Below are 26,598 nucleotides of genomic sequence, written 5' to 3'. Positions count from 1 at the left end.
ACTCCATAAGTTTGAGCCCATGAAAAAAGCCCTGAGGTATTCAGGGCTTTTTTATTCATCCTGGATGTCAGGTACGTACCCAGGAGTCGACGGTGCTCGCGCCGTATTGTTCTTTCCAGGCTTTCAGGCCGCGGTGATTGCCGCCCTTGGTTTCGATCAGTTCGCCGGTGTGCGGGTTCTGATAGACCTTGACCACTCGAGCACGGCGGGTTTTAGGCGCCTTGGCCGATGAAGAGCCCGCTTTTGACGGGTTTGGGTCAAGAATTGCGATGATATCGCGCAGGCCCTTGCCGTAGGTCTTCATCAGTGCCTGGAGCTTTTCTTCGAATTCGATTTCTTTCTTGAGCCCGGCGTCATTCTTCAGCAATTCCAACTGTTTGAGCTGATCCTGAAGGGCCTTTTCGGCTTTACGAAATTCAACGAGTCTGGACAATTATCGTTACTCCAATCAAATATTTGGCTGAGACCAACCGCAGACAAAGCTATAAGCCAAGCGCTTTGAAGCGCCTCGGTGATAAATGACTCTCCTGCTATCCAGCACAGGCAGAAAAATTGTAGTAGTTAAACCGGACAGTGTAAATCGTATCTTTTTCCTCATGTAACAAGAGCAAACGTTTTCCTCAAGTTGAATCGCTATCTGGCGGCAGGCCGGTGTGTACAAAGTATAGATTCAAATGGGTAATCCGATTGGAAGTTGCTTCGATTGTCGATAGATGGCATTACGCTATCGATCGGTAGAGCCCAGCCTTTCTTCATTCAACAGACAAAGCCAATTCGATAAATGCCCGAGTGGCGGGCGAAACCTGGCGACTGTCCAGTACCGCCAGGCCTATCTGGCGAGGAACTGGAGGCGACAAAGGCCGTACGACGAAGCCAGGGTGATCCCCCGGTGGCAGCGAGCCTTCGGAGACCACGGTGACGGCCTCACCCCGGCTGACAGTGTTCAAGGTGCTGAGCAACTGTGAGCAGCGATAGCGCACGTTCGGGGTGAGCCGCGCGGCATTGAACAGGCGAGTGACCAGCTCCGCCGATCCGGCCTCGGTGAGCACGAAGGGGTCGTGGCACAGATCGCTGAGACTCAAGTTGGTCCGGGCGGCGAGGGGGTGGGCGACGGGAAGGAGGGCGACCATCTGGTCTTCCATCAAGGCGAACGTATCGAAACGGTCCTCGGGCAGTACCACGAAGCCGACATCGACCCGTCGCTCATCCAGCCATTGGATGACTTGCCGGTCCGGCCCTTCGTCGATGTGCATTTCAATCCCCGGATGCAAGACGCGATAACGCTGCAGGATGGCCGGCAAAAGCTTCATCGATGAAGTCGGGCCGAACGAGCCGATGCGCAAAGTGCCACGGCGCATGCCGCGGGCGTCGGCGGCTTCCTGGCGCAGGGTATTGGCCAGTCCGAGCATGGCGCGGGCACGCAAGAGCAATTGCTGGCCGATGTCGCTGGGCTCCACCACGGACTGGTGGCGCCTGAACAGTTCGACCCCCAGTTCCTGTTCCAGCGACTTGATGGCGTGGGACACCGCTGACTGACTGATGCCCAAGCGCGTCGCTGCAGCGGTGAAACCATGCAACTCGGCGACCAGGGAGAAGATTTCGAGCTGGGTGAGGGTCATGAGGAAATGTTCATTTTACGATGACTTATTATGAGCTTGATAATGGGGCATCCGATTCGAACTGGATAGACACCACCTTGTGGCGAGGGGATTTATCCCCTCGCCACAAGGTGGTGTACCCCGTTTTATTTGTCTGTGGTGAACATGAAAAACCTCGAACACACTTTTTCGCCCCCCTCGGACCTGCCGGTCTACCTGAAGCTGTCCATGGTCACCATGATCTGGGGCGGCACCTTCGTGGCCGGCAGGATCCTGTCCGATGCCCTGGCGCCCCTGTTGGCCGCCAGCCTGCGCTTTCTGCTGGCCAGTGTGGCGCTGCTGCTGTTCCTCGGCCTGGCGAGGATCCCGCTGGCCAGGCCGACCGTGAAACAGGGCCTGCAATTGGCGGTGTTGGGGTTCTTCGGCATCCTTTTCTACAACCTGTGTTTCTTCTACGGCTTGCACTACATCAATGCGTCTCGGGCTTCGCTGATCGTGGCCTTGAACCCGGCGGTGATCGGCCTGGCGTCGTGGTGGCTGTTCAAGGAGCGACTGAGCCGGTCGAAGGTCGGTGGAATTGCGCTGTGCATCGGCGGCGCCGGGCTGGTCATCGTCAGCCGCGATCCTTCCTTGCTGCAGGCATCCACCCAGGGCTGGATCGGTGATCTGCTGATTTTCGGCTGCGTGCTGGGGTGGGGCATCTATTCGCTGTTTTCCCGGAACCTGAATGAAAGCCTCGGCCCATTGCAGACCGTCACCTGGTCGATTCTGCTGGGCACGCTGATGCTGTGGCTGGCCTGTGCAGCCGGGGGCGAGGTTCGCTTCGAAGCCCTGCGCGGGCTGGACATCAGGCAATGGCTGAGCCTGCTTTATCTTGGCGTGTTGGGCTCAGCCCTGGCCTACATCGCCTGGTACGACGGTATTCGCCGGATCGGCGCGACCCGTTCCGGCGTATTCATTGCCCTTAACCCGCTGACGGCGGTGCTGCTGGGTGCGCTGCTATTGGACGAACGGCTCACGGCCTTGATGTGCGTGGGCGGCGGGCTGATCCTGACGGGCATTTTCCTGTGCAACCGACCCCTTGCGCGGTCGGCGAAAAAGGCGATTTGATAGAGGAGGCGGACAAATCAGGTTACGCTGTGTAGAATCGATTTACGCATACAAGAATAACGACTTCTGGCAGCAGAAGCCTCGCCCGCAAAAGCCTTGGGTCGACAATGAAGATACTTGGGTTACAACTGATCTATGGCGATTTCCTCGCCCGCAGCGTTCGCGGTATCTCCTGCGCGCCACCTTGCACCCTCAGCATGGCCAGCAACTAACGTTCCGTTAATTGATAAGCATGATGAGGCGCCGACATGGCAGATCTATACGAAAACCCGATGGGCCTGATGGGCTTTGAATTCATCGAATTCGCATCCCCTACACCCAATACCCTGGAGCCGATCTTCGAGATCATGGGCTTCACCAAAGTCGCCACGCACCGTTCCAAGAACGTGCACCTGTATCGCCAGGGCGCGATCAACCTGATCCTCAACAACGAACCCCATAGCGTGGCGTCCTACTTTGCGGCCGAGCATGGTCCGTCGGTATGCGGCATGGCGTTCCGGGTCAAGGATTCGCAGCTGGCCTACCGGCGTGCCCTGGAACTTGGCGCCCAGCCGATCCATATCGAAACCGGTCCGATGGAACTGAACCTGCCGGCGATCAAGGGCATCGGTGGCGCGCCGCTGTACCTGATCGATCGTTTTGGCGAAGGCAGCTCGATCTATGACATCGACTTCGTGTTCCTCGAAGGCGTCGACCGTCACCCGGTGGGCGCGGGGCTGAAGATCATCGACCATCTGACCCACAACGTGTATCGCGGCCGCATGGCCTACTGGGCCGGCTTCTACGAGAAGCTGTTCAACTTCCGCGAGATCCGTTACTTCGATATCAAAGGCGAATACACCGGGCTGACGTCCAAGGCCATGACCGCCCCGGACGGCATGATCCGTATTCCGTTGAACGAAGAGTCGTCCAAAGGCGCGGGGCAGATCGAAGAGTTCCTGATGCAGTTCAACGGCGAGGGCATCCAGCACGTGGCGTTCCTAACCGACGACCTGATCAAGACCTGGGATGCGTTGAAGAAGATCGGCATGCGCTTCATGACCGCGCCGCCGGACACCTACTACGAAATGCTCGAAGGTCGTTTGCCGAACCACGGCGAGCCGGTGGACGAGCTGCAATCGCGGGGCATCCTGCTGGACGGTTCTTCCAACCCGGACGACAAGCGCCTGCTGCTGCAGATCTTCTCGGAAACCCTGATGGGCCCGGTGTTCTTCGAATTCATCCAGCGCAAGGGCGACGATGGGTTTGGCGAAGGCAACTTCAAGGCACTGTTCGAATCCATCGAGCGTGACCAGGTGCGGCGTGGGGTGTTGGCGACCGAGTAATACCTGAAGCCCTGTTACCCTGTGGGAGCGAGCCTGCTCGCGATGGCAGTGTGTCAGTCACCGCTGCATTGACTGACAGGCCGCCATCGCGAGCAGGCTCGCTCCCACATGGGGCGGGGTAACTCTCAGGCCCGGCGCCGCTGCCGCGTCAGGTGCTTGAAACCTTCGAACACCAACACCGCCACCGCCATCCAGATGGGGATGTAGGTCAGCCACTCGGCGGCCTTGATGCTTTCCCCCAACAACAGCGCTACGCCTAGCAGCAACACCGGTTCGACGTAGCTCAACAACCCGAACAGGCCGAACGGCAACAGCCGGCTGGCGATGATGTAGGACACCAGCGCCGACGCGCTGATCACCCCGAGCACCGGGATCAGCAGCGACAGCCACGGGTACTGATCGAACACATTGAAGCCTTGCTCACCGCTCTGCACGAACCAGAGTGCTACGGGCAGCATCAGCGTCATGTCCAGCCAGAGCCCGCCCAGGTTATCGGTCTTGATGCGTCTGCGCAGGACGAAGTAGATGGGATAGCCGATCACCACTAGCAAGGTCGCCCAGGAAAACCCACCTACTTGATAGAACTCGTTGCACACGCCAAGGGTGGCGAAGAACACCGCGACTTTCTGCAGGTATGACAGGCGTTCGCCATAGACGATGCGCCCGGTCAGGACCATCGACAGCGGCAACAGAAAATACCCCAATGACACATCCAGGCTGTAGCCGTTGAGCGGCGCCCACATGAAAAGCCAGACTTGCGCGCCCATCAGTGCCGAAGAAACCATCGCGCCGATCAGCAATCGTGGAGTGTCGATCAGGCGCTGAACCAGTGCAGTGACCAGTTTCCATTCCCGCGCCACCAGCATGAACACTGTCATACAGGGCATCGTCAGCAGCATGCGCCAGCCAAAAATCTCCACGCCGGTCAGCGGTGCGAGCAACGAGGTGTAGTAATACATGACGGCGAACAGCGCGGAGGCCGAAACCGATAGGGCGATGCCTTTGGACACGATAAGTCTCTGGAAGAATGAAACAGCACCTGAACAATGAGCACAACACTGTGGGAGCAAGGCTTGCCCGCGATGAAGTCTACGCGATTCACCTGGGGACCGAGGGGCCTTCGTCGCGGGCAAGCCTTGCTCCCACAGCCAGCACGCCACCATGAGGTTCGCTGCACTCAGTGGTTTTATGACGTGCGCGGCACGCGCCCCGGCACGAAATGCCCCACGTCATTGAAGCCCGGCGTCGACGCATGCCCCGGCGTCACCAGCGAATCGATGAAGGCTTCGTCCTCGGCGGTGATCGTCACGGCCTGCGCCTTGGTGTAGCCATCCCACTGTTCCTCGGTGCGCGGCCCGACGATGGCCGAAGTGACGGCGCGGTTGTTCAGCACCCAGGCGATGGCGAACTCGACGATGCCCACGCCTCGTTCCTGGGTGTACTGCTGGATCTGCTGGGCAATGCGCAGGGACTCGACCCGCCATTCGGTTTCCAGGATGCGTTTGTCCTGGCGGCCGGCGCGGCTGTTGGCGTCCGGCGCTACGTCCGGCGCATATTTGCCGCTGAGCACGCCCCGGGCGAGTGGGCTGAAGGGCACCACGCCAAGGCCATAGTTCTGGGCGGCGGTGATCTGCTCGGTTTCCGCCTGGCGGTTGACGATGTTGTACAGCGGTTGACTGATCACCGGGCGGTCGATGCCCAGGCTGTCGGCGATGCGGATCACTTCGGCGATGCGCCAGCCACGGTAGTTCGACAGGCCCCAGTAGCGGATCTTGCCTTGGCGGATCAGGTCGCCGATGGCCGACACGGTGACGTGCAGCGGTGTGTTGTGGTCTTCGCGGTGCAGGTAGTAGATGTCCAGGTAATCGGTGCCCAGGCGCGTGAGGCTGGCCTCGATGCCATTGAACAGGTGCTTGCGGCTCAGGCCGCTGCGGTTGGGCACGCCATCCGCCGGGCCGAAGCCGACCTTGGTGGCGAGCACCCATTCCTGGCGGCGACTGGCAATCGCCTCGCCGACGATTTCTTCGGAACGACCGTTGGTGTAGACGTCCGCCGTGTCGATGAAGTTGATGCCCTGGTCCCAGGCCTTGTCGATGATCCGCAGCGAATCCTCGGTGCTGGTCTGTTCGCCGAACATCATGGTACCCAGGGTCAATGTCGAGACGTGTAACCCGGAATGACCCAGTGTGCGGTAGCTCATGACAAGATCCTTTTTATCGATGGGAAAGGCTCAATCAAACCCCAGAACGACCGTATGGATCAAACACATTTATCAAACACCCAGGAGCCCATATGGGTGAGCCACTGTAGGAGCATGGCTTGCCCGCGATGAATGCGACGCTGTTCCAAGCTCAAACCGCGTTGACTTCATCGCGGGCAAGCCTTGCTCCCACAGTCTTGCTGTCAAAGCCATGCTCCCACAGGGTCTGGTGTCAGGCTTTCAAGGTACGTGTCATGCGCAACGCCAGCCCGCTCCCGCAGACAATCACCCCCGCCAGCAGGTACAACGCCGCATCGGTCGATCCGCTGGCATCTTTCACCCAGCCCACTAGGTACGGGCTGAGGAAGCCCGCCATCTGCCCCATGGAGTTGATCAACGCCAGGCCGCCGGCCGCCGCGCCCGCGCTGAGCAGGGCGGTGGGCACCGGCCAGAACATCGGCAAGCCGGTGAGGGCGCCCATGGTGGCGATGGACAGGCCCAGTATGGCGATGACCGGGGTGCCGGCGAAGTTGACCGCGATCAGCAGCCCCAGCGCGCCCATCAGCATCGGCACCACCAGGTGCCAGCGGCGCTCCTTGTGCAGGTCCGCCGAGCGTCCCACCAACAGCATGAACAGCGCAGCCAGTAGATAGGGAATCGCGCTCAGCCAGCCGATGGTCAGGTTATCGCTGAAGCCCAGGTTCTTGATGATCGACGGCAGCCAGAAGTTGATCGCGTACACGCCACTCTGGATGCAGAAGTACACCAGGCCGAACGCCCAGATCGCCGGGTTCCTGAACACGGCCAGCAGGGAGTCGCTGGCGGTCTTCGGCTTGTCCGCCAGGTCTTGTGCGTGGTCGGCGGTGAGCACGGCGCGTTCTTCAGCGGTCAGCCACTTGGCGTTGGCGAAGGTGTCGCTGAGCAGGAAAAACGCCAGGGCCCCGAGGATGACGGTGGGGATACCCTGCAGCAGGAACATCCACTGCCAGCCCGCCAGGCCACCCTGGCCCGCCGCGAAGTGGTTGAGGATCCAGCCGGAAAACGGGCTGCCCAGCAGGCCGGACACCGGGATGGCCGACATGAACAACGCCATGATCCGGCCCCGGCGGAACGTCGGGAACCATTGCGAGAGGTACAGCACCACGCCGGGGAAGAACCCGGCTTCGGCCGCGCCGGTGAGCAGCCGCAAGGTGTAGAACTCGGTGGGGGTGGTGACGAACAGCAGGCACGTCGACAAGGTGCCCCAGGTAATCATCATCAATGCGATCCAGCGCCGTGGGCCGAATCGGGTCAAGGCCAGGTTGCTCGGCACACCGCACAGCACGTAGCCGATGAAGAAAATCCCGGCGCCGAGGCCGTACACGGTTTCGCTGAACTTCAGCGCGTCGAGCATCTGCAGCTTGGCGAAGCCGACGTTGACCCGGTCAAGGTAGTTGAACAGGTAGCAGATGAAAATAAAGGGGATCAAACGCAGGGTGATGCGTTTGTAGACGCTGTTTTTTTCGTCTGGAGTAGCCAGGACGGCTGTGGCGCTCTGGGACATGGCGAGTCTCTCTTTATTATGATTTTTGCGAGCCAGGGGGTAACGTTGACCGCCCCTTGAGTCTCGGCCAGCCCAGGGCCCCGTGTCTTTGTGCCTGGGCACAGGGTTTGCCCCCGGACCCTGTGCGCCTGACCAATCCCCTTGCAAGGAACTCCGCCCATGTTCGAACTCGATCACGACCTGGCGCAGGACATCGTCGACCGGGCGATGGCGATCCTGCCGTACAACGTCAATGTCATGGACAACCAGGGCCTGATCCTGGGCAGTGGCGAACGCGAGCGGATCAATACCCGTCACGAGGGCGCGCAACTGGTCCTGGCCAACGGCCGGGTGGTGGAGATCGATGCGCATACGGCCTTGCAACTCAAGGGGGTACAACCGGGCATCAACCTGCCGCTGATGCTCGATCAACGGCTGATCGGCGTGCTGGGCATCACTGGCGAGCCGGAGCAGTTGCGCACCTATGCCCAGCTGGTGCGCATGACCGCCGAAATGCTCCTGGGCCAGCGCAACCAGCAGGCCGAACAGCAATGGCGCCGCCAGCGTTGCGATGACTTGCTGGCGTTGTTGCTGGGGGACGCGGGGGATTCGCCGCGGTTGTTGGATGAGGCGCGACAGATGGGCCTCAAGCCGCAGTTGTCGCGGGTGCCGTATCTGTTCGAGTTGGGGCTGGAACATGGGCCAGGGCAGACCGTCGAGGCGCTGAGCGCCTGGCTGATGTCCCGCTACCCCGACAGTTGGTGCTTGACCTCGTCCAAGTCCTCCTTGCTCTGGTGTCGCCCGGTCACCGCCTCGGTGGAGAACGAGCGCTTGCTGGGCAAGCTCGACGGGCTGGGCTGGAATATCCTGCGGGTCGCGGTGGGCGGCCAGGCCGAAGGGCTGGCGGGCCTGCGGCGTTGCTACCGGCGCGTGGGGGACCTGTTGGCCTATGGGCGGGATGTGCTGCCGCAGTCGAGGTTGCTGACGCTCAGTCGCTATCGGCTGCCGGTGCTGCTCTGGCGCCATCGCGACGATGACGCCCTGGACGAGTTGCTCACGCCGTTGCGCAAGGTCATCGCCAAGGACAGCAACGGCCAACTGCTCGCGACCTTGCGCAGTTGGTGCGAGCACGACGGCCAGAGCCAGGCCTGCGCCGAAGCCCTTGGCATTCATCGCAACAGCCTGCGTTACCGCATGGAACGCATCGCCGAGCTCAGCGGCGTAGACCCGCTGCGGCTGGATGGAATGCTGGCGTTGTACCTTGGCATCCAACTGCTGCCACAGACCGAAAGTCCCGCCACATAACCCTGTGGGAGCGAGCCTGCTCGCGATAGCGTCAGTTCAGTCAACATCGATGTGGACTGACACACCGCTATCGCGAGCAGGCTCGCTCCCACAGTGGATCTTCGGTGTACGCACCGGTATTTGTGAATCTGAACAATAATCCCAGGTGTCTTTTGTGCGGCAGACCGGCGCTACGGCAGCGGTCTGCTGGCAGCATGTCGAGCATCGGAACTGGAGACCAAAATGAAAATAATCATCGCCCCCGACTCGTTCAAGGACAGCCTCAGCGCCCAGGGCGTAGCCGATGCCATCGCCGCCGGCCTGGGTGAAGTCTGGCCGGAGGCGCAGTTGATCAAATGCCCGATGGCCGATGGTGGCGAGGGGACGGTGGAGTCTGTGCTGGCTGCGTGCAACGGCGAATGGCGTCGTACCCGCGTCCGGGGGCCCTTGGGCATCGCGGTCGAGGCGCGTTGGGGCTGGTTGGCCGACAGCCGCACGGCGATCATCGAAATGGCCGAGGCCAGTGGTCTGCAGTTGGTGCCGCCGGGGCAACGGGATGCGTGTACCAGCAGCACCTATGGCACCGGCGAGTTGATTCGTGCGGCCCTGGATGAAGGGGCCGGGCGGGTGATCCTGGCGATCGGCGGCAGCGCCACCAACGATGCCGGTGCGGGTGCCATGCAGGCACTGGGCGTGGCGTTGCTGGATGAGCACGGACGACCTCTGCCACCCGGCGGCCTGGCCCTGGCAAAACTGTCGCGCATCGACTTGAGTGGCCTGGACCCGCGCCTGGCCGGGGTGAGTGTCGAGATTGCCGCCGATGTCGACAATCCCCTGTGCGGGCCCCATGGTGCTTCAGTGATTTTCGGTCCCCAGAAAGGCGCTTCCGTGCAGCAGGTGCAGCAACTGGATAAGGCCCTGGCGCACTTCGCCGAACAGTGCGCCCAGGTGTTGAGTCGCGATGTAAGAGACGAACCGGGCAGCGGCGCCGCCGGTGGCCTGGGGTTCGCGGCCAAGGCGTTCCTGGGCGCGCAGTTTCGCACCGGTGTAGACGTCGTCGCCCAACTGACCGGCCTGGCCGCTGCCATCGAGGACGCCGACCTGGTCATTACCGGAGAAGGCCGCTTCGACGCCCAGACCCTGCGAGGCAAGACGCCGTTTGGCGTGGCTCGCATTGCGCGCCGCCATGGCGTACCGGTGCTGGTCATTGCCGGCACGCTGGGGGAGGGTTACCAGGCGCTGTATGAGCATGGCATTGATGCCGCCTTCGCACTGGTCAGCGGGCCGATGACGTTGCAGGAGGCCTGTGCCGACGCACCACGCCTACTGCGCGAACGAGCCCGGGACATCGCCCGGCTCTGGCAGGCCGCAACCCGCTAACCGGTCAATCGTGGCGAGGGGGCAAGCTCTCTCGCCACGATTTTTTGACACATTATGAAATATATTCAGTTGCGCCCCAAAAGAAGCCTTGAGCCCGGTCGATAACGGGTTAAGCGTTCCTATAACTCTTTCAATCGATACGCTGACTGGCATGGACGCTCGACCCATCACACCGAGGTCTTCCCATGTCGTTACGCAGCCTGAATATCGCCCCTCGAGCCTTTCTCGGCTTTGCCTTCATTGCCTTGCTCGTCATTATCCTCGGTGTTTTCGCCGCCGATCGCATGTCGGATGTTCGCCAGGCCTCGCAGGACATGGAGCGGAATGAGGTGCCCAGCCTCGGTTACCTGTCCAATGTGATGGAGAACGTGCTGCGCATGCGCATTCTCTCGTTTCGCATATTGGTCAACCGGGACCCGGCCAGCCTGAAGGAAGCCGAGACCCGTATCGGTGTTCTAGTGGAAAAACTGAACAAGGCCAACGCCGCCTACGCGGCGCTCCCGGCCAGCGCCGAAGAGGCCGGGCTGTACAAGACCTTTTCCATGACTCTTGAAAAATACCTGAAGGATCAGGAGAAAATGCTCGAGTTGTCCCGACAGGACAAGGTTGATGAGCTGCGTGCCCATATCAACACTCGAATCAAGGAAGGCACTGACCTCATGGGCGAGCAGCTTAACGGGCTGATCACGCTGAATGTGGTCGATGCCGGCAAGGCCTCGGCCAGCGCGGGTGAACACTACAGCAGCGCCATCACCGGAATCATTGTCGTCTCGGTCACCGCCGCATTAGCCACTGTATTGCTCGCGGTGCTCCTGACTCGCAGCATCGTCACGCCGCTGAACCGCGCGCTGGAGGCCGCGCGGGTCATCGCCGGCGGTAACCTGGTCCAGGCCATCGAGGTCGATGGCAAGGATGAACCGGCTCGCTTGCTCCAGGCCTTGGCCGACATGCAAGGCAGCCTGCGCAAGACCATCGAGCAGATCGCCGGTTCCGCCACGCAACTGGGCGCGGCGGCCGAGGAGTTGAGTGCGGTGACCCAGGAATCCTCCCGTGGCCTGCAACGCCAGCACAATGAAATCGAACAGGCCGCGACCGCTGTCAATGAGATGACCGCCGCCGTGGAAGAGGTCGCCCGCAACGCCGTGTCGACCTCCGAAGCGTCGAACCAGTCGACCCAGGCCGCGCAGGAAGGACGCAATCGGGTGGTGGAAACCGTCGATGCGATCCAGACCATGACCCACGACGTGCAAGCCACTGCCACTATGGTCGAGGGCCTGGCCGTCCAGGGACGCGACATCGGCAAGGTGTTGGACGTGATCCGTGCCATCGCCGAACAGACCAACCTGCTGGCGCTCAACGCCGCCATCGAAGCGGCTCGCGCAGGGGAAGCCGGACGCGGTTTTGCCGTGGTGGCCGATGAAGTCCGGGCCCTGGCCCATCGCACCGCACAGTCGACCCAGGAAATCGAAAGGATGGTCGCCGGCATCCAGAACGGCACCGGCGAGGCGGTGCAATCGATGCAGCAGAGCAATCAGCGAACCCAGAGCACCCTGGAGCTGGCCCGCGCCGCCGGTGTCGCCCTGGAACAGATCACCCAGTCGATCCACCAGATCAACGAACGTAACCTGGTCATTGCCAGCGCTTCGGAAGAACAGGCCCAGGTGTCCCGCGAAGTGGACCGCAACCTGGTGAACATCCGCGACCTGGCGACGCAATCGGCCTCGGGCGCGCAACAGACGAGTGACGCCACCCACGAACTGTCGCGCCTGGCGGTGGGCTTGAATGCGATGGTGGCGCGGTTTGTGATTTGAGATAGGGTTGAGGCTGGACACCGCATAAACCAGGAGCCGTACATGCGCTATTCAGCCTTGACCCAACGCATCACCGGCGAGGGTGCCGCCGCGTGGCAGATCCACGATCGGGCACTGGCCATGCGTGAGCAGGGCAGGGACGTGTTGTTGCTGTCGGTGGGCGATCCGGATTTTGACACGCCGCGGGCCATCGTCGACGCCGCCGTGGACAGCCTGCGGGCCGGGGACACTCACTATTGCGACGTCCGTGGCCTCCACGGTCTGCGCGCCAGCATCGCGGACCGTCATCGTCGGCGTAGCGGCCAGTCGGTCGGGGCTGAGCACATCACGGTGCTGCCGGGCGCGCAGTGTGCGATGTATGCGGTCGCGCAATGTCTGCTCGACCCCGGCGACGAAGTCATCGTGGCCGAGCCTATGTACGTCACCTACGAAGCGGTGTTCGGCGCCTGCGGGGCGAAAGTGATACCGGTGGCGGTACGCCCGGAGAATGCGTTCCGGGTCGAACCGGCCGATGTGGCCCGCCTGATCACCCCGCAGACCCGGGCCCTGCTGCTCAACAGCCCCAACAACCCCTCCGGGGCCAGCCTGCGACTGCCCACCTGGCAGGCGCTGGCGCAACTGTGCATCGAGCATGACCTGTGGCTGATCAGTGACGAGGTCTACAGCGACCTGTTGTACGAGGGCGAGCACATCAGCCCGGCCAGCCTGCCGGGCATGGCCGAACGCACCGCGACCATCAACAGCCTGTCCAAATCCCACGCCATGACCGGTTGGCGCATCGGCTGGGTCATTGGCCCCGAACCCCTGGCCGAGCACCTGGAGAACCTGTCGTTGTGCATGCTGTTCGGTTTGCCGGAGTTCGTGCAGCGGGCGGCCCAGGTGGCGCTGGAGCAGGATCTGCCTGAGGTGGCGCAGATGCGTGAGGAGTATCGCCAGCGTCGCGACCTGGTGTGCGCCATGCTGGATGACTGCCCGTGGCTCACGCCCATTCGGCCCGACGGTGGCATGTTCGTGATGGTGGATGTGCGCCGGACGGGGCTCGTTGCCCAGGCATTTGCCGAGCGGCTGTTGGATGGGTATGGCGTGTCGGTGCTGGCGGGGGAGGCGTTTGGGCCGAGTGCGGCGGGGCATATTCGCATTGGGTTGGTGGTCGACCGGGTGAAGCTGACGGAGGCGTGCCGGCGGATTGCGTTGTGTGCGGCAGAACTGATTCGATGTGCTTGAGGGGCGGTTGAAACGCTTTCACCTCTTGGCTCTCAACCATGGCGGACAACTCCAAGTTGTAAAAAAGCGTCCGCTATGACTAATCAACATTCAAGTGCCTATCCTTATTGTTTACAGCCGCTCCAATGCCTTTTTCGTTTCAAAACATCCGGTGATCGCGGGCTGTCTGCGCACGTATCGCTCCGTCAAATCCGATAAACGGTATTCAGACCTGTCAGATATGACAGTAGGCAGTCGGATAAGTCCAGTGCCTAATTGAATCGAGGGTTTCTCTAGAAAAACATGTGCACAAAAGCACTTTCTCCGGAGTGAATATGTGATGTCATCTCCTAACGAGCAAATCACCGCTCAGCCATTGCGTATAGACGGAGTGAGTGATCAGGATCCGGAGGGCAAGATACCGCTGGAACAACTGATTAATGGCACAACCGGAAGAATACCGCGTTGGGCGGATTTTCCTGATCAACCTGGGGAATATACCGATCTTGTCGTATTTTGGGTTCAGCCTAATGACAGAGAAATTTATCGGAATAGATATACGCCCGCTGATGACAGGCCGGAGTTTACGTTTCCGATAACGCCTCAAGACATGAGTGTGGACGGTATCGCTTATATTCATTATCTGTTGACTAAGCACGACGGTAATACGGATCCTTCACCCGTACGCCGGCTGACCATCGATCATACACCTGTGCTTGTGCCGACGTTGGCGGAACCGACCTTTCCGGACAGCAACCTATGGGGCTACCTCAACTGCACTTCACCCGTGCCGATCTGGGAAAAGGTCCGAGTGGCAATAGCGCCGGAATCCATTTTCAGCGGGCAGGATGAATGTGTTCTTGAATGGCAGGGTTTTGACACTTTGAATGGTAGTCCACCGGCATTGACGCCTGTTTATGAGTTTCGCAAAACGCTAACTAGTAGCGAGGCGGTCAATGGCTTTGTCATGGAGATCCCTTTCGTACCTTACGTAAAGCCCATGGTGAATAACGATTCCGGTATTGCTCAATATACGATTTATCGAAATCGTATTCCCATAGCCAAGTCGTATAAAGGCTTGGTCAAAATTGACCGCGTCATTCCTGGGGAGGAAATGCCGTGCGGGGGATTTGCTTGAGGGAAATGGAGTTTGGGTAAGGATGAGTGTGTAAGTCGGGTCGAAGCAAGATAAGTGCTTGAGGCGTTCGTCGGTGTGGTTGGATAGATCCGCCAATTCAAATCAGGTGGTCGAGTCGATGCGTGTGGTCAATCTGGGTTCGCATGACTTGATCGATTTAATGTCATGGAGAAACGAGAGATGACTAGTAGAAGCGTAAATGTAAATGGTGAGATCTTGACGCTGCGGCAGATTGCCGACCGTTCTCGATTGGCGTTGCGCACCTCGACGACACGTTCCGGTGTCTTGGTGGAGACGCCAATCATTGTCGGTAAGATTGTAGACGACTTGATACCTAAATCGATACTGGATTCGGGTACCATGATTCTGCAGTTTAAAACCGCTGAAATTCAACCTCCTGATGAATTTGATGCATGGAGTTTGTACCAGCTTGCACCGGATGGGTCAGAAACATTAGTGGATCAACGAGCCTTCGGTCCGATAGGTAATCGCCCAGTATTACTTGATGTTCCAATACCAACTGTTCCGCTGCTGGATACTGACACGACTAAGGGTTCAAGTACTTACCAATACCAATTTAATATTATCTGGGGAGGCAATACTAACCCAGATCCATTGCCTTGGGTCCCCGTTGAAATTGACCGGTATGCACCTGAACATGACAAATCATCAGGCGTGAGGCTAAAGCCAGAGGCGGCTGAATTCGTAAACTTGAGCACCGGCGAAGTCATTGATGACGAGTGGCTCGATAACAATACGGCACTTGAACTCACCGTCAATACGACCTATGCCTTCTATCGTGAGGACGACCGTATTGACGTCTATGCAGGGTCCAATTATGGCATCGGGACGCCGATCCACACGCAAACGTTGGCGCCGTCAGGCGAGGTGTCCGTGCCAAAGGCTGATATCCCAGAACCGGATGGGCTCTACTATATTTGGTATGTGTTGCATGACGTGGTGGGCAATGAAAGTGAACCCGCATTCGCGAGTCCTTTCAATGTCCAGAAGCGTCCTCGACCTCTACTTCGAGATCCCGTTATTCCAAAAGGGATATTGCCGGATGTCATAGACCTAGCCGACTTGGAAAGCCCGGTTTATGTAGAGGTGCCCTACACCATCAACGGCCAGGAGAACGATCAGATTCTTCCGCTGATTCGCAATGCCAATGGCAATACCTCATTTAATTTGCCGCCGCAGCCGTTAGGTACGGAGGTGCCTAACAAAAGGCTCCAGTTTCTCCTTCAGAAAAATGTGTTGGTTGCACTTTGGGGGAACTCTACTGCGGACTTGCCTGTCTTTGCGGAATATAACTTTTCACGAGGTGTCGAGGGCCTGATTCCCTCCAATCCGACGGAGTCCGCCCTGGATTTTACCTACCGCGGCCCTATAAATCCGATTTTTCCAGGGTTGGAAAACCCGAACATGGTGAAAGTTACGGTTGTAGCAGTCAATGGTTCCGGCACACTCAACCATATTACTGCGGACGACCGGGGAAAACCGGCGACAATCAGCACACCAATGGTTGACGGGACCAGTACCTGGGTGCCAGTTGGCGATGAACTTGCCAAGTTGTGGTTCGATGGACAGGAAGTTCACAGTGAAGCGCTCGTGGCCGGGACGGTGTCGACATTAACGTATGAGATGGATGCTGCATTCATTGACAGCGTCGGGGTGGGTAGAAAAATTGCCCATTGGACCATTGAGGAAAATGGTGGCCGTAACCGAATGAGGTCACTGCCTACCGAGGTCCAGATCGATGCCGTTAAGGTTGATTTACCCCCTCCTAGAATCAGCGTATTTGGATCGGGAAGTTATGTTTCGTGTGCTTCCTTGATAAGGAATACTTGGGCATTGCCGGTGAAGATTGATATCGATCCGGTTCATATGCCTGCCGGCACTGTCGTTACCTTGAAGTCAGTTGGTACAAGGGATTCGCTAGGGCTTGATCCTATTATTGGCACAGAGTACAGCGATACTTACACTATCTTGGGTACGGAGCCGGGAGGGGAGTTCCAAAAAAATATCGAGCCTTATCTGACAAAAATTAAACCCATCCAGCCTCCTTATAGTTCCGGTCTGCCGAATGGCTTTATAAAGGTATGGTATGAGGTGACTATTGGAGGCGTGCTCACGCCTTCGCAAGAGTTTTTTAATGAGGTTTCTCTACTTAACACCAGTCATAACTATTGCGAAGGAACTCCAACTCTGTAGTCGGCATTGCGCCAATGTCGGGAACGATTCGATTTCTCGACATTGGCGCTTGGTAAGACGAGGAAAAACCCCGCAGCACGATCGGACTTTTCCTACATCAGTCTGTGACAGATATCTGTAGTTTACCCGCCGTCTGGGTGAAGGGTTCGTCGCTCGTTAATCAACTTCGTCATTCTTTGTGGAGTGGCAACTGTGGGTAGTTCTGTTATGCGATCAATAAAGTACGTTGGAATGAGACCGGGGACAGCAAGATGGCTAAGCAGTTCGTCGCTGTCTTTGTCATTATTACTGGTTGAACCAACACTAGCCGGGACATTGGTCGGCCAAAGCGAGACCATTACCAACGGTCACGCCGTGGAAAGCTGGGCGCTTTCGCAGAACGCCACATTGAATGTCGATGGTGCGCAAACGCTCGATATCGTTGCTACACAATCGACGGTAAATGCCAGTGGCGCCACTACCGAACGCATTATTGGCAGGCAGGATTCAACCGTAAACCTGTCAAACACCACGGTCGTCGGTGGCAACTCGTTTGCCGGGCTGGAGCTCCAGAACAGCAGTGCTACCGTCAACGGCAGCACCATCACTGGAAATAGCCTGGGTTTATCGGCCCTGCATGTTGTCGGTACGACGACCGGCTCGACGGTAACGGCTACGGACAGCAGCTTTACAGGCGTCACGGGCGGTGCTCTCGCGACAGCCTTCAGTTCCCTGGGGTTCTCGAACTCGACAGTCGAGGGGACGGGAGCCACCAGCTTCGGGCTTTCGCTGCGCAGTGCTTCAGCGTCCGCCAGCAACGGCACACGCATTATCGGTGGTCAAAATGGCGTCGTCATGGGGCTTGAGACTGGCATATCCACTGCCAGCCAGCTAACGCTGGATCGGTCGAGTGTCGAGGGCAGAAACGGTTCTGCCATCGTTGTGGATTACGCCGGCGGATCTGCTCCAGTTGCGCAGATCGACGTGCTCAATGGTTCGACGCTCACCGGCAGCAACGGGACGATTCTGGAGGTGCGTGGGGCGGGTGACGCCGCCATGAATGTCGGACTCAGCGACCTGACGGGTAATGTCCTGGTTTCCGACAACAGCACCGCCGCATTGACGTTTACCCAAGGTTCTTTGACCGGTGACATAACGGCCGAGGCGGGCAGCACCGCGACGGTGGCGCTGCAACAAGGCTCGCACTTGACCGGTGTCATGACCAATGTCGCGACGGCCGGTATCGACGCTCAATCGAGTTGGACCATGACGGGCGACAGTCAGGTCGGTGACCTCACGCTCAATGGCGGTACGGTGAGAATGGGCGCCGATAATGCGTTCTATCAATTGAACGTGGGAACCTTGTCCGGCAATGGCCTGTTCCTCATCGGCACCGATTTTACGACCAACCAGACCGATTTTCTCAATGTCACGGGAACAGCGACTGGCAATCATCAACTCATGGTTGCCAGTAGCGGCGTCGACCCGGCCAGTGGTCAGCCTATCCAGGTGGTCCATACCGGAGGCGGGGACGCGTCGTTCTCCCTTGCCAATGCCGGTGGCGAGGTCGACCTGGGGGCATACTCCTATGGCTTGAAGCAGAGCGACACCGGCAACGATTGGTTCCTGGATCCGACGGCCCGCACAGTCAGCCCTTCCACCCGCGCAGTCATGGCGTTGTTCAATACCGCGCCGACGGTGTGGTATGGCGAACTCACGTCGTTGCGCAGCCGAATGGGGGAGTTGCGCTTCAATCCGCAGAAATCCGGTGCCTGGCTCAGGGCTTACGGTAACAAATACAACGTATCCGACAGCTACGGCGCGGGCTACCGCCAGGCCCAGCAGGGCTTCACGCTGGGTGCAGACGCGCCTTTGCCGGTAGGCGATGGACAGTGGTTGCTGGGGGTCATGGCCGGTCATAGCACTTCGGACCTGGATCTGCATTACGGTACTTCGGGCACGATTAAAAGCTACTACATCGGTACCTACCTGACATGGATGGACGATGTCAGCGGCTACTACGTCGATAGCGTGCTCAAGCTGAACCGGTTTCGGAATGAAGCCAAGGTCGGTATGAGCGATGGGCGTCGATCCAAGGGCGACTATGACAACAATGGCCTCGGCGGTTCGGTGGAGGTCGGTCGCCATATCAAGCTTGACGATGGTTACTTCATCGAGCCGTTTACCCAATGGTCTGCCATGGCGATACAGGGGAAGGATTATCACCTGGACAACGGCTTGCAGGCAGAGGGTGACCGCACTTATTCATTCTTGGGTAAAGCCGGTGTGACGCTGGGGCGCGACATGCAACTGGACAACGGCGCGACGGTACAGCCTTATGTTCGTGCGGCATTCGCCCATGAGTTTTCCAAGAACAATGAAGTCAAAGTCAACAACAACGTGTTCAACAACGATCTTTCCGGATCACGCGCTGAATTGGGAGCAGGTATTGCCGTCAACCTGTCGCAGCGCTGGCAAGCTCACGCCGAAGTTGAATACATGAATGGTAAGGGTATTGAAATGCCAATAGGGGGCACCGTCGGCGTGCAATTCAAATGGTAGGGTGCCAACAGCAGACCATCTGATGAGTGGTTAATCAGAAAACAAAAGCCCTGATTCAGAGTCAGGGCTTTTTTTATGGCCATTTAATTTACGAGCTGAGTACAGTATCAAAGCGACCTCTGCACAAATAGCTGCCGTTCCCATCGGCCTTGTCAATGTTCGCTTCGAATGATCCAGTGAAGCGTTGTGATGATCCCATTGTGTAGGTGATGCTTCCGGATCTCGCTTTCTGCAGGGTTGGATTGTCCGGATCTTCGTAGTTGTTGTAGATCAGATTGACGTGTCGATCGATATCGGTAATTTCCGCACCGATAGCGTCCTTGATATCTCTCGAATAGGTGATCGTGAATGTCCTGGGTTTGCCGTTGCTCCATTCAGTGGCGATCACGACCCACACATCACCCCGCACAGGGGTGGTAGAAGCCCTCAATGTGGTGAGGGCGGCGCTGAAATTCGAATTGTCTTCAAGGTTGGCAGTGAAGTCCACCTCGGTCTCAAGGGGGGCATTATCTAAGTTTGTGGCTGCGCTGCTCATGAGTAAAAATCTCCATACTGTTCGACGGAAGATCCAGCGGCATCCTACGATGTCGCATGCGTGGACAGTTCATATAAGACTCATATTCTTCCGCTGTATACTGTCAGACATTACAACTATACAAAGCGCAGCTTCTGTGCTTGATGCCGTGTGACGTCCTTGTCAAACCCATTCAGTTAAGATCCTTCCGGCGACCACGCACCAACCTCATCACCCCCACAAAAAACACCGGCACAAACACCACCGCCAACGTCGCGCTGATCATCCCGCCAATCACCCCGGTCCCGATGGCCTGCTGGCTCGCCGAACTGGCCCCCGTGGCGATTGCCAGGGGCACCACGCCGAGGATGAACGCCAGGGAGGTCATGATGATCGGCCGCAGGCGCAGGCGTGCGGCCTGGAGGGTGGCGTCGACCAGGTCGTGGCCTTCGTCGTACAGGCTCTTGGCGAACTCGATGATCAAGATCGCGTTCTTCGCCGACAGGCCGATGATGGTGACCAGGCCGACTTTGAAGAACACGTCGTTGGGCATGCCGCGCAACGACACCGCCAGCACTGCGCCGAGTACCCCCAGCGGTACCACCAGCAGCACCGAGGCGGGAATCGACCAGCTCTCGTACAGCGCCGCCAGGCACAGGAACACCACCAGCAGTGACAGGCCCAGCAGGATCGGCGCCTGGCTGCCGGACAGGCGCTCCTGCAAGGACAACCCGGTCCATTCCTGGCCCATGCCCGCCGGGCCCTGGGCCACCAGCCGTTCGATCTCCGCCATGGCCTGGCCGGTGCTGTAGCCCGGTGCCGGTTCGCCGGAAATGCTGATGGCCGGGTAGCCGTTGTAGCGGGTCAGTTGCGTCGGGCCCTGGGTCCACTTGGCCTGGACGAAGGCTGACAACGGCACCATTTTCCCGGCATCGTTGCGCACATGGATCTTCAGCAGATCGGCCACCTGGCTGCGCTGGTCGCCTTCGGCCTGGACCACCACCCGCTGCATGCGCCCCTGGTTGGGGAAATCGTTGATATAGCTCGAGCCCACGGCGGTCGCCAGCACGTTGCCGACGTCGGCGAAAGACACCCCCAGGGCATTGGCCTGCTTGCGGTCGACTTCCAGCTGTACTTGTGGCGCTTCGGCCAGGGCACTCTCGCGCACATTGATCAGCCCTGGGCTTTTTTCGGCGGCGGCGAGCAATGCGTCGCGGGCCTGCATCAGCGTCGCGTGGCCGAGACCGCCGCGATCCTGCAGGCGGAACTCGAAGCCGCTGGACGTGCCCAGGCCATCTACCGGTGGCGGCAGTACGGCAAAGGCCATGGCGTCCTTGATCCCGCCGAAGGCCTGGTTGGCTCGCTCGGCTATGGCGCTGGCCGAGTCGTCGCTGCCACGGTGTGACCAGTCCTTGAGGGTGGTGAACGCCAGCGCCGCGTTCTGCCCGCTACCGGAGAAACTGAAGCCCAGGATCACCGTGCTGTCACCGACACCCGGCTCGCCGGCGTTATGGGCTTCGATCTGCTCGACCACTTGCACCGTGCGGTTCTTGCTCGCGCCGGGCGGCAATTGGATGTCGGTGATGGTGTAGCCCTGGTCTTCCACTGGCAGGAACGAGGAGGGCAGGCGGCTGAACAACAGGCCCATGCCCACCAGCAGTAAACCGTAGATCACCAGGTAGCGCCCGCTGCGCTTGAGGGCATAGGCGACCCAGCCTTGATAGCGCTCGCCCAGTCGATCGAAGCGGCGATTGAACCAACCGAAGAAGCCGCCCTTGGCGTGATGTTCGCCCTGGCCGATGGGCTTGAGCAAGGTGGCGCACAGCGCGGGCGTCAGGCTCAGGGCCAGGAACGCCGAGAACAGGATCGACGTGGCCATGGACAGCGAGAACTGCCGATAGATGACCCCCACCGAGCCCGGCATGAACGCCATCGGAATGAACACCGCCACCAACACCAGGGTGATGCCGATGATGGCCCCAGTGATCTGGCGCATCGCCTTGCGCGTCGCGTCCTTGGGCGACAGCCCCTCGCTGGCCATGATCCGTTCGACGTTCTCCACCACGACGATGGCGTCGTCCACCAGGATGCCGATGGCCAATACCATGCCGAACATGGTCAGCACGTTGATGGAGAAGCCCAGGGCCAGCATGATGGCGAACGTGCCCATCAGCGCCACCGGCACCACCAGGGTCGGGATCAGGGTGTAGCGGATGTTCTGCAGGAACAGGAACATCACGGCGAACACCAGCAGCATGGCCTCGCCCAGGGTGTAGATCACTTTGGTAATGGAGACCTTGACGAATGGCGAGGTGTCGTAGGGGATCTTGTATTCCACGCCGGCCGGAAAGTAGCGCGCCAGTTCATCCATTTTCGCCCGTACCAGGGTCGCCGTGCTCAAGGCATTGGCCCCCGGCGACAGCTGCACGCCGACGGCCGTGGAGGGCTTGCCGTTGAGGCGCGTGGAAAACTGATATTCCTGGCTACCGACTTCCACCCGCGCCACGTCGCCGATGCGCACGGTGGAGCCGTCGGGGTTGGCCTTGAGCACGATGTCGGCGAATTCTTCCGGCGTCGACAACTGGCCCTTGACCAGGATGGTCGCGGTGATTTCCTGGGTGCCGCGGCTCGGCAAGTCGCCAATGCTGCCCGCTGAAACCTGGGCGTTCTGCGCCAGGACCGCGGCGTTGACATCGGCCGGGGTCAGGTTGAAGCCGAGCAGTTTCTGCGGATCGATCCAGATCCGCATCGCCCGTTCGGCGCCGTACAACTGCGCCTTGCCGACGCCGTCCAGGCGCTTGATCTCGTTCATCACGTTGCGCGCCAGGTAGTCGCTGAGGGCGACGTCGTCGAGCTTGCCGTCATTAGACGTGAGGGTGATCAGCAGCAGGAAACCGGCCGAGACCTTGTCCACTTGCAAGCCTTGCTGGGTGACCGCCTGGGGCAGGCGCGACTCCACCGCCTTGAGGCGGTTCTGCACGTCGACCTGGGCCAGTTCCGGGTTGGTGCCGGGCTTGAACGTCGCGGTGATGGTGGCGCTGCCCAGGCTGCTCTGGGAACCGAAGTACAGCAGGTTGTCGGCACCGTTGAGTTCTTCCTCTATCAGGCTGACGACATTCTGGTCTACGGTTTGCGCCGAGGCACCGGGGTACACCGCGTAGATCTCGATCTGCGGTGGCGCGACGTCCGGGTACTGGGCCACCGGCAATTGCGGGATCGCCAGCACACCGGCCAGCAGGATGAACAGCGCGACCACCCAGGCAAATATCGGGCGGTCGATAAAGAACTGCGGCATGGGAAACGTCCTGCTTACTGACCAGAGGCAAGTGGAAGAGGGGAGCTGTCGATCCGGACTTTTTCACCGGGACGGGCATGTTGCAGGCCTTCGACGATGATGCGGTCGCCCGGCTTCAAGCCGTGGGTGATGATCCAGCGGTTGTCCTGTACGCCGCCCAGTTCCACCGGTTGCAGGCTGACTTGCTGCTCGGCGTCTACCAGCAGCACCTGGGCTGTACCTGCGCTGTCACGCTGGATGGCCCGTTGCGGCACGCTGATGCCCTGACGGTCGAAGGCCAGCTCCAGGCGCACGCGCACGAAGCTGCCGGGCAACAGGTCGAGGTCGGGGTTGGGGAATTCACTGCGCAGGGTGATCTGGCCGGTGCCCGGGTCGACGGTGATGTCGGTGAACAGCAATTTGCCCGGCAGCGGATAGAGGCTGCCGTCATCCTGGATCAGCGTGGCCTTGGCCTGGTCCTGGCCGACCTGCTGCAACTGGCCGGAGCGCAAGGCCCGGCGCAACTCGTTGAGTTCGCGGGTCGATTGGGTGAGGTCGGCGTGGATCGGGTTCAGTTGCTGGATGAGGGCCAGCGGCGTGGTTTCGTTCTGCCCCACCAGCGCGCCCTCGGTCACCAGCGCCCGGCCGATGCGTCCGGCAATCGGCGCGGTGACCGTGGCATAGCCCAGGTTCAACCGGGCCCGCTCGACAGCAGCCTTGTTGGCGGCGACATCGGCGGCGGTCTGGCGTGCGGCGGCGCGGGCGTTGTCGTAGTCCTGGGCGCTGATGGCGTTGTCCTCGATCAGCCGGGCGTAGCGCTGCTCCTGCAAGCGCGCCTGGAACGCGTTGGCCTCGGCCTTGCGCAACGCCGCCTCGGCGCTGTCCAGGTCGGCCTTGAACGGGGCCGGATCGATGCGGAACAGCACGTCGCCCTTTTTCACGTCGCTGCCTTCGCGGTAGACCCGCTGCAACACCACGCCGGGCACCCGTGCGCGGACTTCGGCGATGCGCGGCGCGGCGATACGTCCGCTCAGCTCGCTGCTGATGGACAGCGGCCGGGCTTCGACGGTTTCGATGGCAACGGTGGGGCGCGGCGCTTCGTCCGTGGGCGGCGAGGCCTTGTCGCAGGCGCTCAACGACAGTACCCCGAGCAGCAGGCCCAGGGTGGCGAAAGAGTTCTTTGGCATGGTGCTTCCCCAATGATGAACCTCGCCATGCTACGGAGAGCGATTGGGGACAGCGGTAAAGCTTTGTAGGGGGTGTGTGAAATTGTGTAAGGGGTTTGTTCGCGGGTGGGTGAGGGCGTATATCCTTGGCAGCTTGAGATTTTCTGCGCCTGGCAGGGCCTCATCGCGAACAGGCTCGCTCCCACAAAGTTCACGCAAACCCTGTGGGAGCGAGCCTGCTCGCGATAGCGGTGTGTCAGGCGCCACAGCACTTTCTGGAACCCCCCATGCCCAACATCCTCCTGGTTGAAGACGACACCGCCCTCAGCGAACTGATCGCCAGTTACCTGGAACGCAACGGTTATCAGGTCAGCGTGCTCAGTCGGGGCGATCATGTGCGCGAACGGGCGCGGGTCGATCCGCCGGACCTGGTGATCCTCGACCTGATGCTGCCGGGGCTGGACGGCTTGCAGGTGTGCCGCTTGCTGCGGGCCGATTCGGCGACCTTGCCGATCCTGATGCTGACCGCCCGGGACGACAGCCACGACCAGGTGCTGGGCCTGGAGATGGGCGCCGACGACTACGTCACCAAGCCGTGCGAGCCACGGGTGCTGCTGGCGCGGGTGCGCACCTTGCTGCGGCGCAGCAGCCTCAGCGAGCCGCAGACGGCCAACGACCGCATCCTCATGGGCAACCTGTGCATTGATTTGTCCGAGCGCACCGTGACCTGGCGCGGGCAAGCGGTGGAGTTGTCCAGCGGCGAGTACAACCTGTTGGTGGTGCTGGCCCGTCATTCCGGTGAAGTATTGAGCCGCGACCAGATCCTGCAACGCTTGCGCGGCATCGAATTCAACGGCACCGACCGCTCGGTAGACGTGGCGATTTCCAAGCTGCGGCGCAAGTTCGACGACAACGCCGGCGAAGCGCGCAAGATCAAGACGGTGTGGGGCAAGGGGTACCTGTTCAGCCGCTCCGAGTGGGAGTGCTGAGTCGATGTGGAAGCTGTTGATCCGTCTTTACCTGGTCACCATCGTGTCCTACAGCGCCGCGATCTACCTGATGCCCGAACTGGTGATCCGCCTGTTCCATGAACGGTTCATGAGCTACAACCTCGACTATTCCCGTGGCCTGCAAACCCTGATGAGCAAGCAGTTCCATGCCGTGCCGAGTGAGCAATGGCCGGCGCTGGCGGCGCAGATGGACAAGGAGTTCGACCCGCTGCGCATCGAACTGGCCGCCATCGATGACGGGGACTTCAGTGCCGATGAGCAAGCCCGTCTCAAGCGTGGTGAAAACGTGGTGCGGCTCGGCGACTGGGCCTGGCGAACCCTGGCGGTGGCGCCGCTGGACGAGCGCATGGCGGTCAAGATGGTCGTTCCTCCGGATCCGGCCGACGTCAGTTGGTTGTACTGGAGCATCAACGTGTTGATCGGCGCGACGATGCTGGCGTGCCTGTTGCTGTGGCTGCGGCCGCACTGGCGCGACCTGGAGCGTCTCAGGAGCACCGCCGAACGCTTCGGCAAGGGCCACTTGAGCGAGCGCACGCACATCGCCTCCAGTTCGAACATCGGTAGCCTGGCCCATGTGTTCGATACCATGGCCAGCGATATCGAAAGCCTGCTCAATCAGCAACGGGACCTGCTCAACGCGGTCTCCCACGAACTGCGCACGCCTTTGACCCGGCTCGACTTCGGCCTGGCCCTGGCGCTGTCCGATGACTTGCCGCCGGCCAGCCGTGAGCGCCTGCAAGGGCTGGTGGCGCACATTCGCGAGCTGGACGAGCTGGTGCTGGAATTGCTCTCCTACAGTCGGTTGCAGAACCCCGAGCGTTTGCCGGAACGGGTCGAGGTGCCGCTGGACGAGTTCATCGACAGCATCCTGGGCAGCGTCGACGAGGATCTGGCGGCGCCGGACGTGGTGATCGACGTGCTCTTGCATGGCGCGCTGGAGCGTTTTGTCCTAGACCCGCGGCTGACGGCCCGGGCGCTGCAGAACCTGTTGCGCAATGCCATGCGTTATTGCGAGAAGCGGATCCAGGTCGGCGTGCGAGTGGGCGACGAGGGCTGCGAGATCTGGGTCGACGACGACGGCATCGGCATTCCCGACGGTGAGCGCGAGCGGGTGTTCGAGCCGTTCTACCGCCTGGACCGCAGCCGCGATCGCGCCACGGGCGGCTTCGGCCTGGGCCTGGCCATCAGCCGCCGCGCCCTGGAAGCCCAGGGCGGCACCTTGATGGCTGATGTCTCACCGCTGGGCGGCGCACGCTTCAGGCTGTGGCTGCCAACGCGACAGCCCTGACCGCCACGGTGCCCGTGGCG

The 26,598-nt window shown here is 60.3% G+C and carries 19 protein-coding genes and 1 pseudogene; 12 read left to right on the top strand and 8 right to left on the bottom strand.

The window, feature by feature from the left end; genetic code table 11:
- Positions 1-67: 67 nt before the first annotated feature.
- Together CGA22_RS15405 and CGA22_RS15400 are read right to left on the bottom strand one after the other, a co-directional pair.
- Positions 68-433 carry a histone-like nucleoid-structuring protein, MvaT/MvaU family gene (locus CGA22_RS15405; RefSeq protein ID WP_041022200.1) on the bottom strand — a complete coding sequence of 122 codons (366 nt, stop codon included), beginning with the start codon at positions 431-433 and terminating at the stop codon, positions 68-70.
- Positions 434-752: 319 nt separating this feature from the next.
- Positions 753-1,619: a LysR family transcriptional regulator gene (locus CGA22_RS15400; RefSeq protein WP_041022199.1), complete on the bottom strand. Its 867-nt coding sequence runs from the start codon at positions 1,617-1,619 to the stop codon at positions 753-755.
- 144 nt (positions 1,620-1,763) lie between these two features.
- On the opposite strand from CGA22_RS15400, the gene CGA22_RS15395 reads away from it, so the two are divergent.
- Positions 1,764-2,708, top strand: coding sequence for a DMT family transporter (locus tag CGA22_RS15395; RefSeq protein ID WP_041022198.1), 945 nt, complete (start codon positions 1,764-1,766; stop codon positions 2,706-2,708).
- A 248-nt stretch (positions 2,709-2,956) separates the two neighbouring features.
- Positions 2,957-4,033 (top strand): 4-hydroxyphenylpyruvate dioxygenase, encoded by a 1,077-nt coding sequence (gene hppD / locus CGA22_RS15390; RefSeq protein WP_041022197.1) that lies wholly within the window; start codon positions 2,957-2,959, stop codon positions 4,031-4,033.
- Positions 4,034-4,158: 125 nt separating this feature from the next.
- Here hppD and rarD read toward each other — a convergent pair whose 3' ends face one another.
- The 3 genes from rarD to CGA22_RS15375 form a co-directional block, all read right to left on the bottom strand.
- Complete coding sequence (rarD, locus tag CGA22_RS15385) at positions 4,159-5,043, bottom strand: EamA family transporter RarD (protein WP_041022196.1); 885 nt, start codon at positions 5,041-5,043, stop codon at positions 4,159-4,161.
- Positions 5,044-5,219: 176 nt separating this feature from the next.
- Complete coding sequence (locus CGA22_RS15380) at positions 5,220-6,233, bottom strand: aldo/keto reductase (protein WP_041022195.1); 1,014 nt, start codon at positions 6,231-6,233, stop codon at positions 5,220-5,222.
- A gap of 232 nt (positions 6,234-6,465) precedes the next feature.
- Entirely contained in the window at positions 6,466-7,776 is a 1,311-nt protein-coding gene (locus CGA22_RS15375) for an MFS transporter (RefSeq protein WP_041022194.1), read from the bottom strand.
- A gap of 159 nt (positions 7,777-7,935) precedes the next feature.
- On the opposite strand from CGA22_RS15375, the gene CGA22_RS15370 reads away from it, so the two are divergent.
- The 8 genes and pseudogenes from CGA22_RS15370 to CGA22_RS15340 all read left to right on the top strand — a co-directional run bounded on the left by CGA22_RS15370 (position 7,936) and on the right by CGA22_RS15340 (position 19,326).
- A complete protein-coding gene (locus tag CGA22_RS15370; RefSeq protein WP_041022193.1) occupies positions 7,936-9,060 on the top strand; it encodes a sugar diacid recognition domain-containing protein in 1,125 nt (374 codons plus the stop codon).
- A gap of 222 nt (positions 9,061-9,282) precedes the next feature.
- A complete protein-coding gene (locus CGA22_RS15365; RefSeq protein ID WP_041022192.1) occupies positions 9,283-10,419 on the top strand; it encodes a glycerate kinase in 1,137 nt (378 codons plus the stop codon).
- A 185-nt stretch (positions 10,420-10,604) separates the two neighbouring features.
- Positions 10,605-11,324 (top strand): annotated as a pseudogene (locus tag CGA22_RS27495) (MCP four helix bundle domain-containing protein); the annotation flags it as partial.
- 42 nt (positions 11,325-11,366) lie between these two features.
- Entirely contained in the window at positions 11,367-12,230 is an 864-nt protein-coding gene (locus CGA22_RS27490) for a methyl-accepting chemotaxis protein (protein WP_370444494.1), read from the top strand.
- Between the two features lie 42 nt (positions 12,231-12,272).
- Positions 12,273-13,454: a pyridoxal phosphate-dependent aminotransferase gene (locus CGA22_RS15355; protein ID WP_041022190.1), complete on the top strand. Its 1,182-nt coding sequence runs from the start codon at positions 12,273-12,275 to the stop codon at positions 13,452-13,454.
- 319 nt (positions 13,455-13,773) lie between these two features.
- Positions 13,774-14,571 carry a hypothetical protein gene (locus CGA22_RS15350; RefSeq protein WP_041022189.1) on the top strand — a complete coding sequence of 266 codons (798 nt, stop codon included), beginning with the start codon at positions 13,774-13,776 and terminating at the stop codon, positions 14,569-14,571.
- A 180-nt stretch (positions 14,572-14,751) separates the two neighbouring features.
- Positions 14,752-16,785 carry a hypothetical protein gene (locus CGA22_RS15345; RefSeq protein ID WP_041022188.1) on the top strand — a complete coding sequence of 678 codons (2,034 nt, stop codon included), beginning with the start codon at positions 14,752-14,754 and terminating at the stop codon, positions 16,783-16,785.
- Between the two features lie 231 nt (positions 16,786-17,016).
- A complete protein-coding gene (locus CGA22_RS15340) occupies positions 17,017-19,326 on the top strand; it encodes an autotransporter outer membrane beta-barrel domain-containing protein (RefSeq protein WP_139648677.1) in 2,310 nt (769 codons plus the stop codon).
- Positions 19,327-19,414: 88 nt separating this feature from the next.
- Here the strand turns inward: CGA22_RS15340 and CGA22_RS15335 are convergent, their stop codons facing one another.
- The 3 genes from CGA22_RS15335 to CGA22_RS15325 form a co-directional block, all read right to left on the bottom strand.
- The gene (locus CGA22_RS15335) at positions 19,415-19,861 is read right to left on the bottom strand and encodes a hypothetical protein (RefSeq protein WP_041022186.1); all 447 of its coding nucleotides are present in this window, start codon (positions 19,859-19,861) and stop codon (positions 19,415-19,417) included.
- A 172-nt stretch (positions 19,862-20,033) separates the two neighbouring features.
- On the bottom strand, positions 20,034-23,135 hold the full coding sequence (locus tag CGA22_RS15330; protein WP_041022185.1) for an efflux RND transporter permease subunit: 3,102 nt from the start codon (positions 23,133-23,135) through the stop codon (positions 20,034-20,036).
- 14 nt (positions 23,136-23,149) lie between these two features.
- Positions 23,150-24,301 carry an efflux RND transporter periplasmic adaptor subunit gene (locus CGA22_RS15325; protein WP_041022184.1) on the bottom strand — a complete coding sequence of 384 codons (1,152 nt, stop codon included), beginning with the start codon at positions 24,299-24,301 and terminating at the stop codon, positions 23,150-23,152.
- A 266-nt stretch (positions 24,302-24,567) separates the two neighbouring features.
- On the opposite strand from CGA22_RS15325, the gene CGA22_RS15320 reads away from it, so the two are divergent.
- A complete protein-coding gene (locus tag CGA22_RS15320; RefSeq protein ID WP_024777367.1) occupies positions 24,568-25,269 on the top strand; it encodes a response regulator transcription factor in 702 nt (233 codons plus the stop codon).
- Between the two features lie 4 nt (positions 25,270-25,273).
- A complete protein-coding gene (locus tag CGA22_RS15315; RefSeq protein WP_041022183.1) occupies positions 25,274-26,578 on the top strand; it encodes an ATP-binding protein in 1,305 nt (434 codons plus the stop codon).
- Positions 26,579-26,598: the final 20 nt, after the last annotated feature.

It is taken from the genome of Pseudomonas sp. PSB18, from assembly GCF_014596565.1.
GTDB lineage: Bacteria > Pseudomonadota > Gammaproteobacteria > Pseudomonadales > Pseudomonadaceae > Aquipseudomonas.
This window is presented reverse-complemented; position numbering and strand designations above follow the sequence as displayed.

Excerpts from the sequence above, each read along its gene's own strand:
- CGA22_RS15400 (WP_041022199.1), bottom strand. The coding sequence starts at position 1,619 with ATGACCCTCACCCAGCTCGAAATCTTCTCCCTGGTCGCCGAGTTGCAT.
- CGA22_RS15395 (WP_041022198.1), top strand. The coding sequence starts at position 1,764 with ATGAAAAACCTCGAACACACTTTTTCGCCCCCCTCGGACCTGCCGGTC.
- hppD (WP_041022197.1), top strand. The coding sequence starts at position 2,957 with ATGGCAGATCTATACGAAAACCCGATGGGCCTGATGGGCTTTGAATTC.
- CGA22_RS15380 (WP_041022195.1), bottom strand. The coding sequence starts at position 6,233 with ATGAGCTACCGCACACTGGGTCATTCCGGGTTACACGTCTCGACATTG.
- CGA22_RS15375 (WP_041022194.1), bottom strand. The coding sequence starts at position 7,776 with ATGTCCCAGAGCGCCACAGCCGTCCTGGCTACTCCAGACGAAAAAAAC.
- CGA22_RS15370 (WP_041022193.1), top strand. The coding sequence starts at position 7,936 with ATGTTCGAACTCGATCACGACCTGGCGCAGGACATCGTCGACCGGGCG.
- CGA22_RS15365 (WP_041022192.1), top strand. The coding sequence starts at position 9,283 with ATGAAAATAATCATCGCCCCCGACTCGTTCAAGGACAGCCTCAGCGCC.
- CGA22_RS27490 (WP_370444494.1), top strand. The coding sequence starts at position 11,367 with ATGCAAGGCAGCCTGCGCAAGACCATCGAGCAGATCGCCGGTTCCGCC.
- CGA22_RS15355 (WP_041022190.1), top strand. The coding sequence starts at position 12,273 with ATGCGCTATTCAGCCTTGACCCAACGCATCACCGGCGAGGGTGCCGCC.
- CGA22_RS15350 (WP_041022189.1), top strand. The coding sequence starts at position 13,774 with ATGTCATCTCCTAACGAGCAAATCACCGCTCAGCCATTGCGTATAGAC.
- CGA22_RS15345 (WP_041022188.1), top strand. The coding sequence starts at position 14,752 with ATGACTAGTAGAAGCGTAAATGTAAATGGTGAGATCTTGACGCTGCGG.
- CGA22_RS15340 (WP_139648677.1), top strand. The coding sequence starts at position 17,017 with ATGAGACCGGGGACAGCAAGATGGCTAAGCAGTTCGTCGCTGTCTTTG.
- CGA22_RS15335 (WP_041022186.1), bottom strand. The coding sequence starts at position 19,861 with ATGAGCAGCGCAGCCACAAACTTAGATAATGCCCCCCTTGAGACCGAG.
- CGA22_RS15330 (WP_041022185.1), bottom strand. The coding sequence starts at position 23,135 with ATGCCGCAGTTCTTTATCGACCGCCCGATATTTGCCTGGGTGGTCGCG.
- CGA22_RS15325 (WP_041022184.1), bottom strand. The coding sequence starts at position 24,301 with ATGCCAAAGAACTCTTTCGCCACCCTGGGCCTGCTGCTCGGGGTACTG.
- CGA22_RS15320 (WP_024777367.1), top strand. The coding sequence starts at position 24,568 with ATGCCCAACATCCTCCTGGTTGAAGACGACACCGCCCTCAGCGAACTG.
- CGA22_RS15315 (WP_041022183.1), top strand. The coding sequence starts at position 25,274 with ATGTGGAAGCTGTTGATCCGTCTTTACCTGGTCACCATCGTGTCCTAC.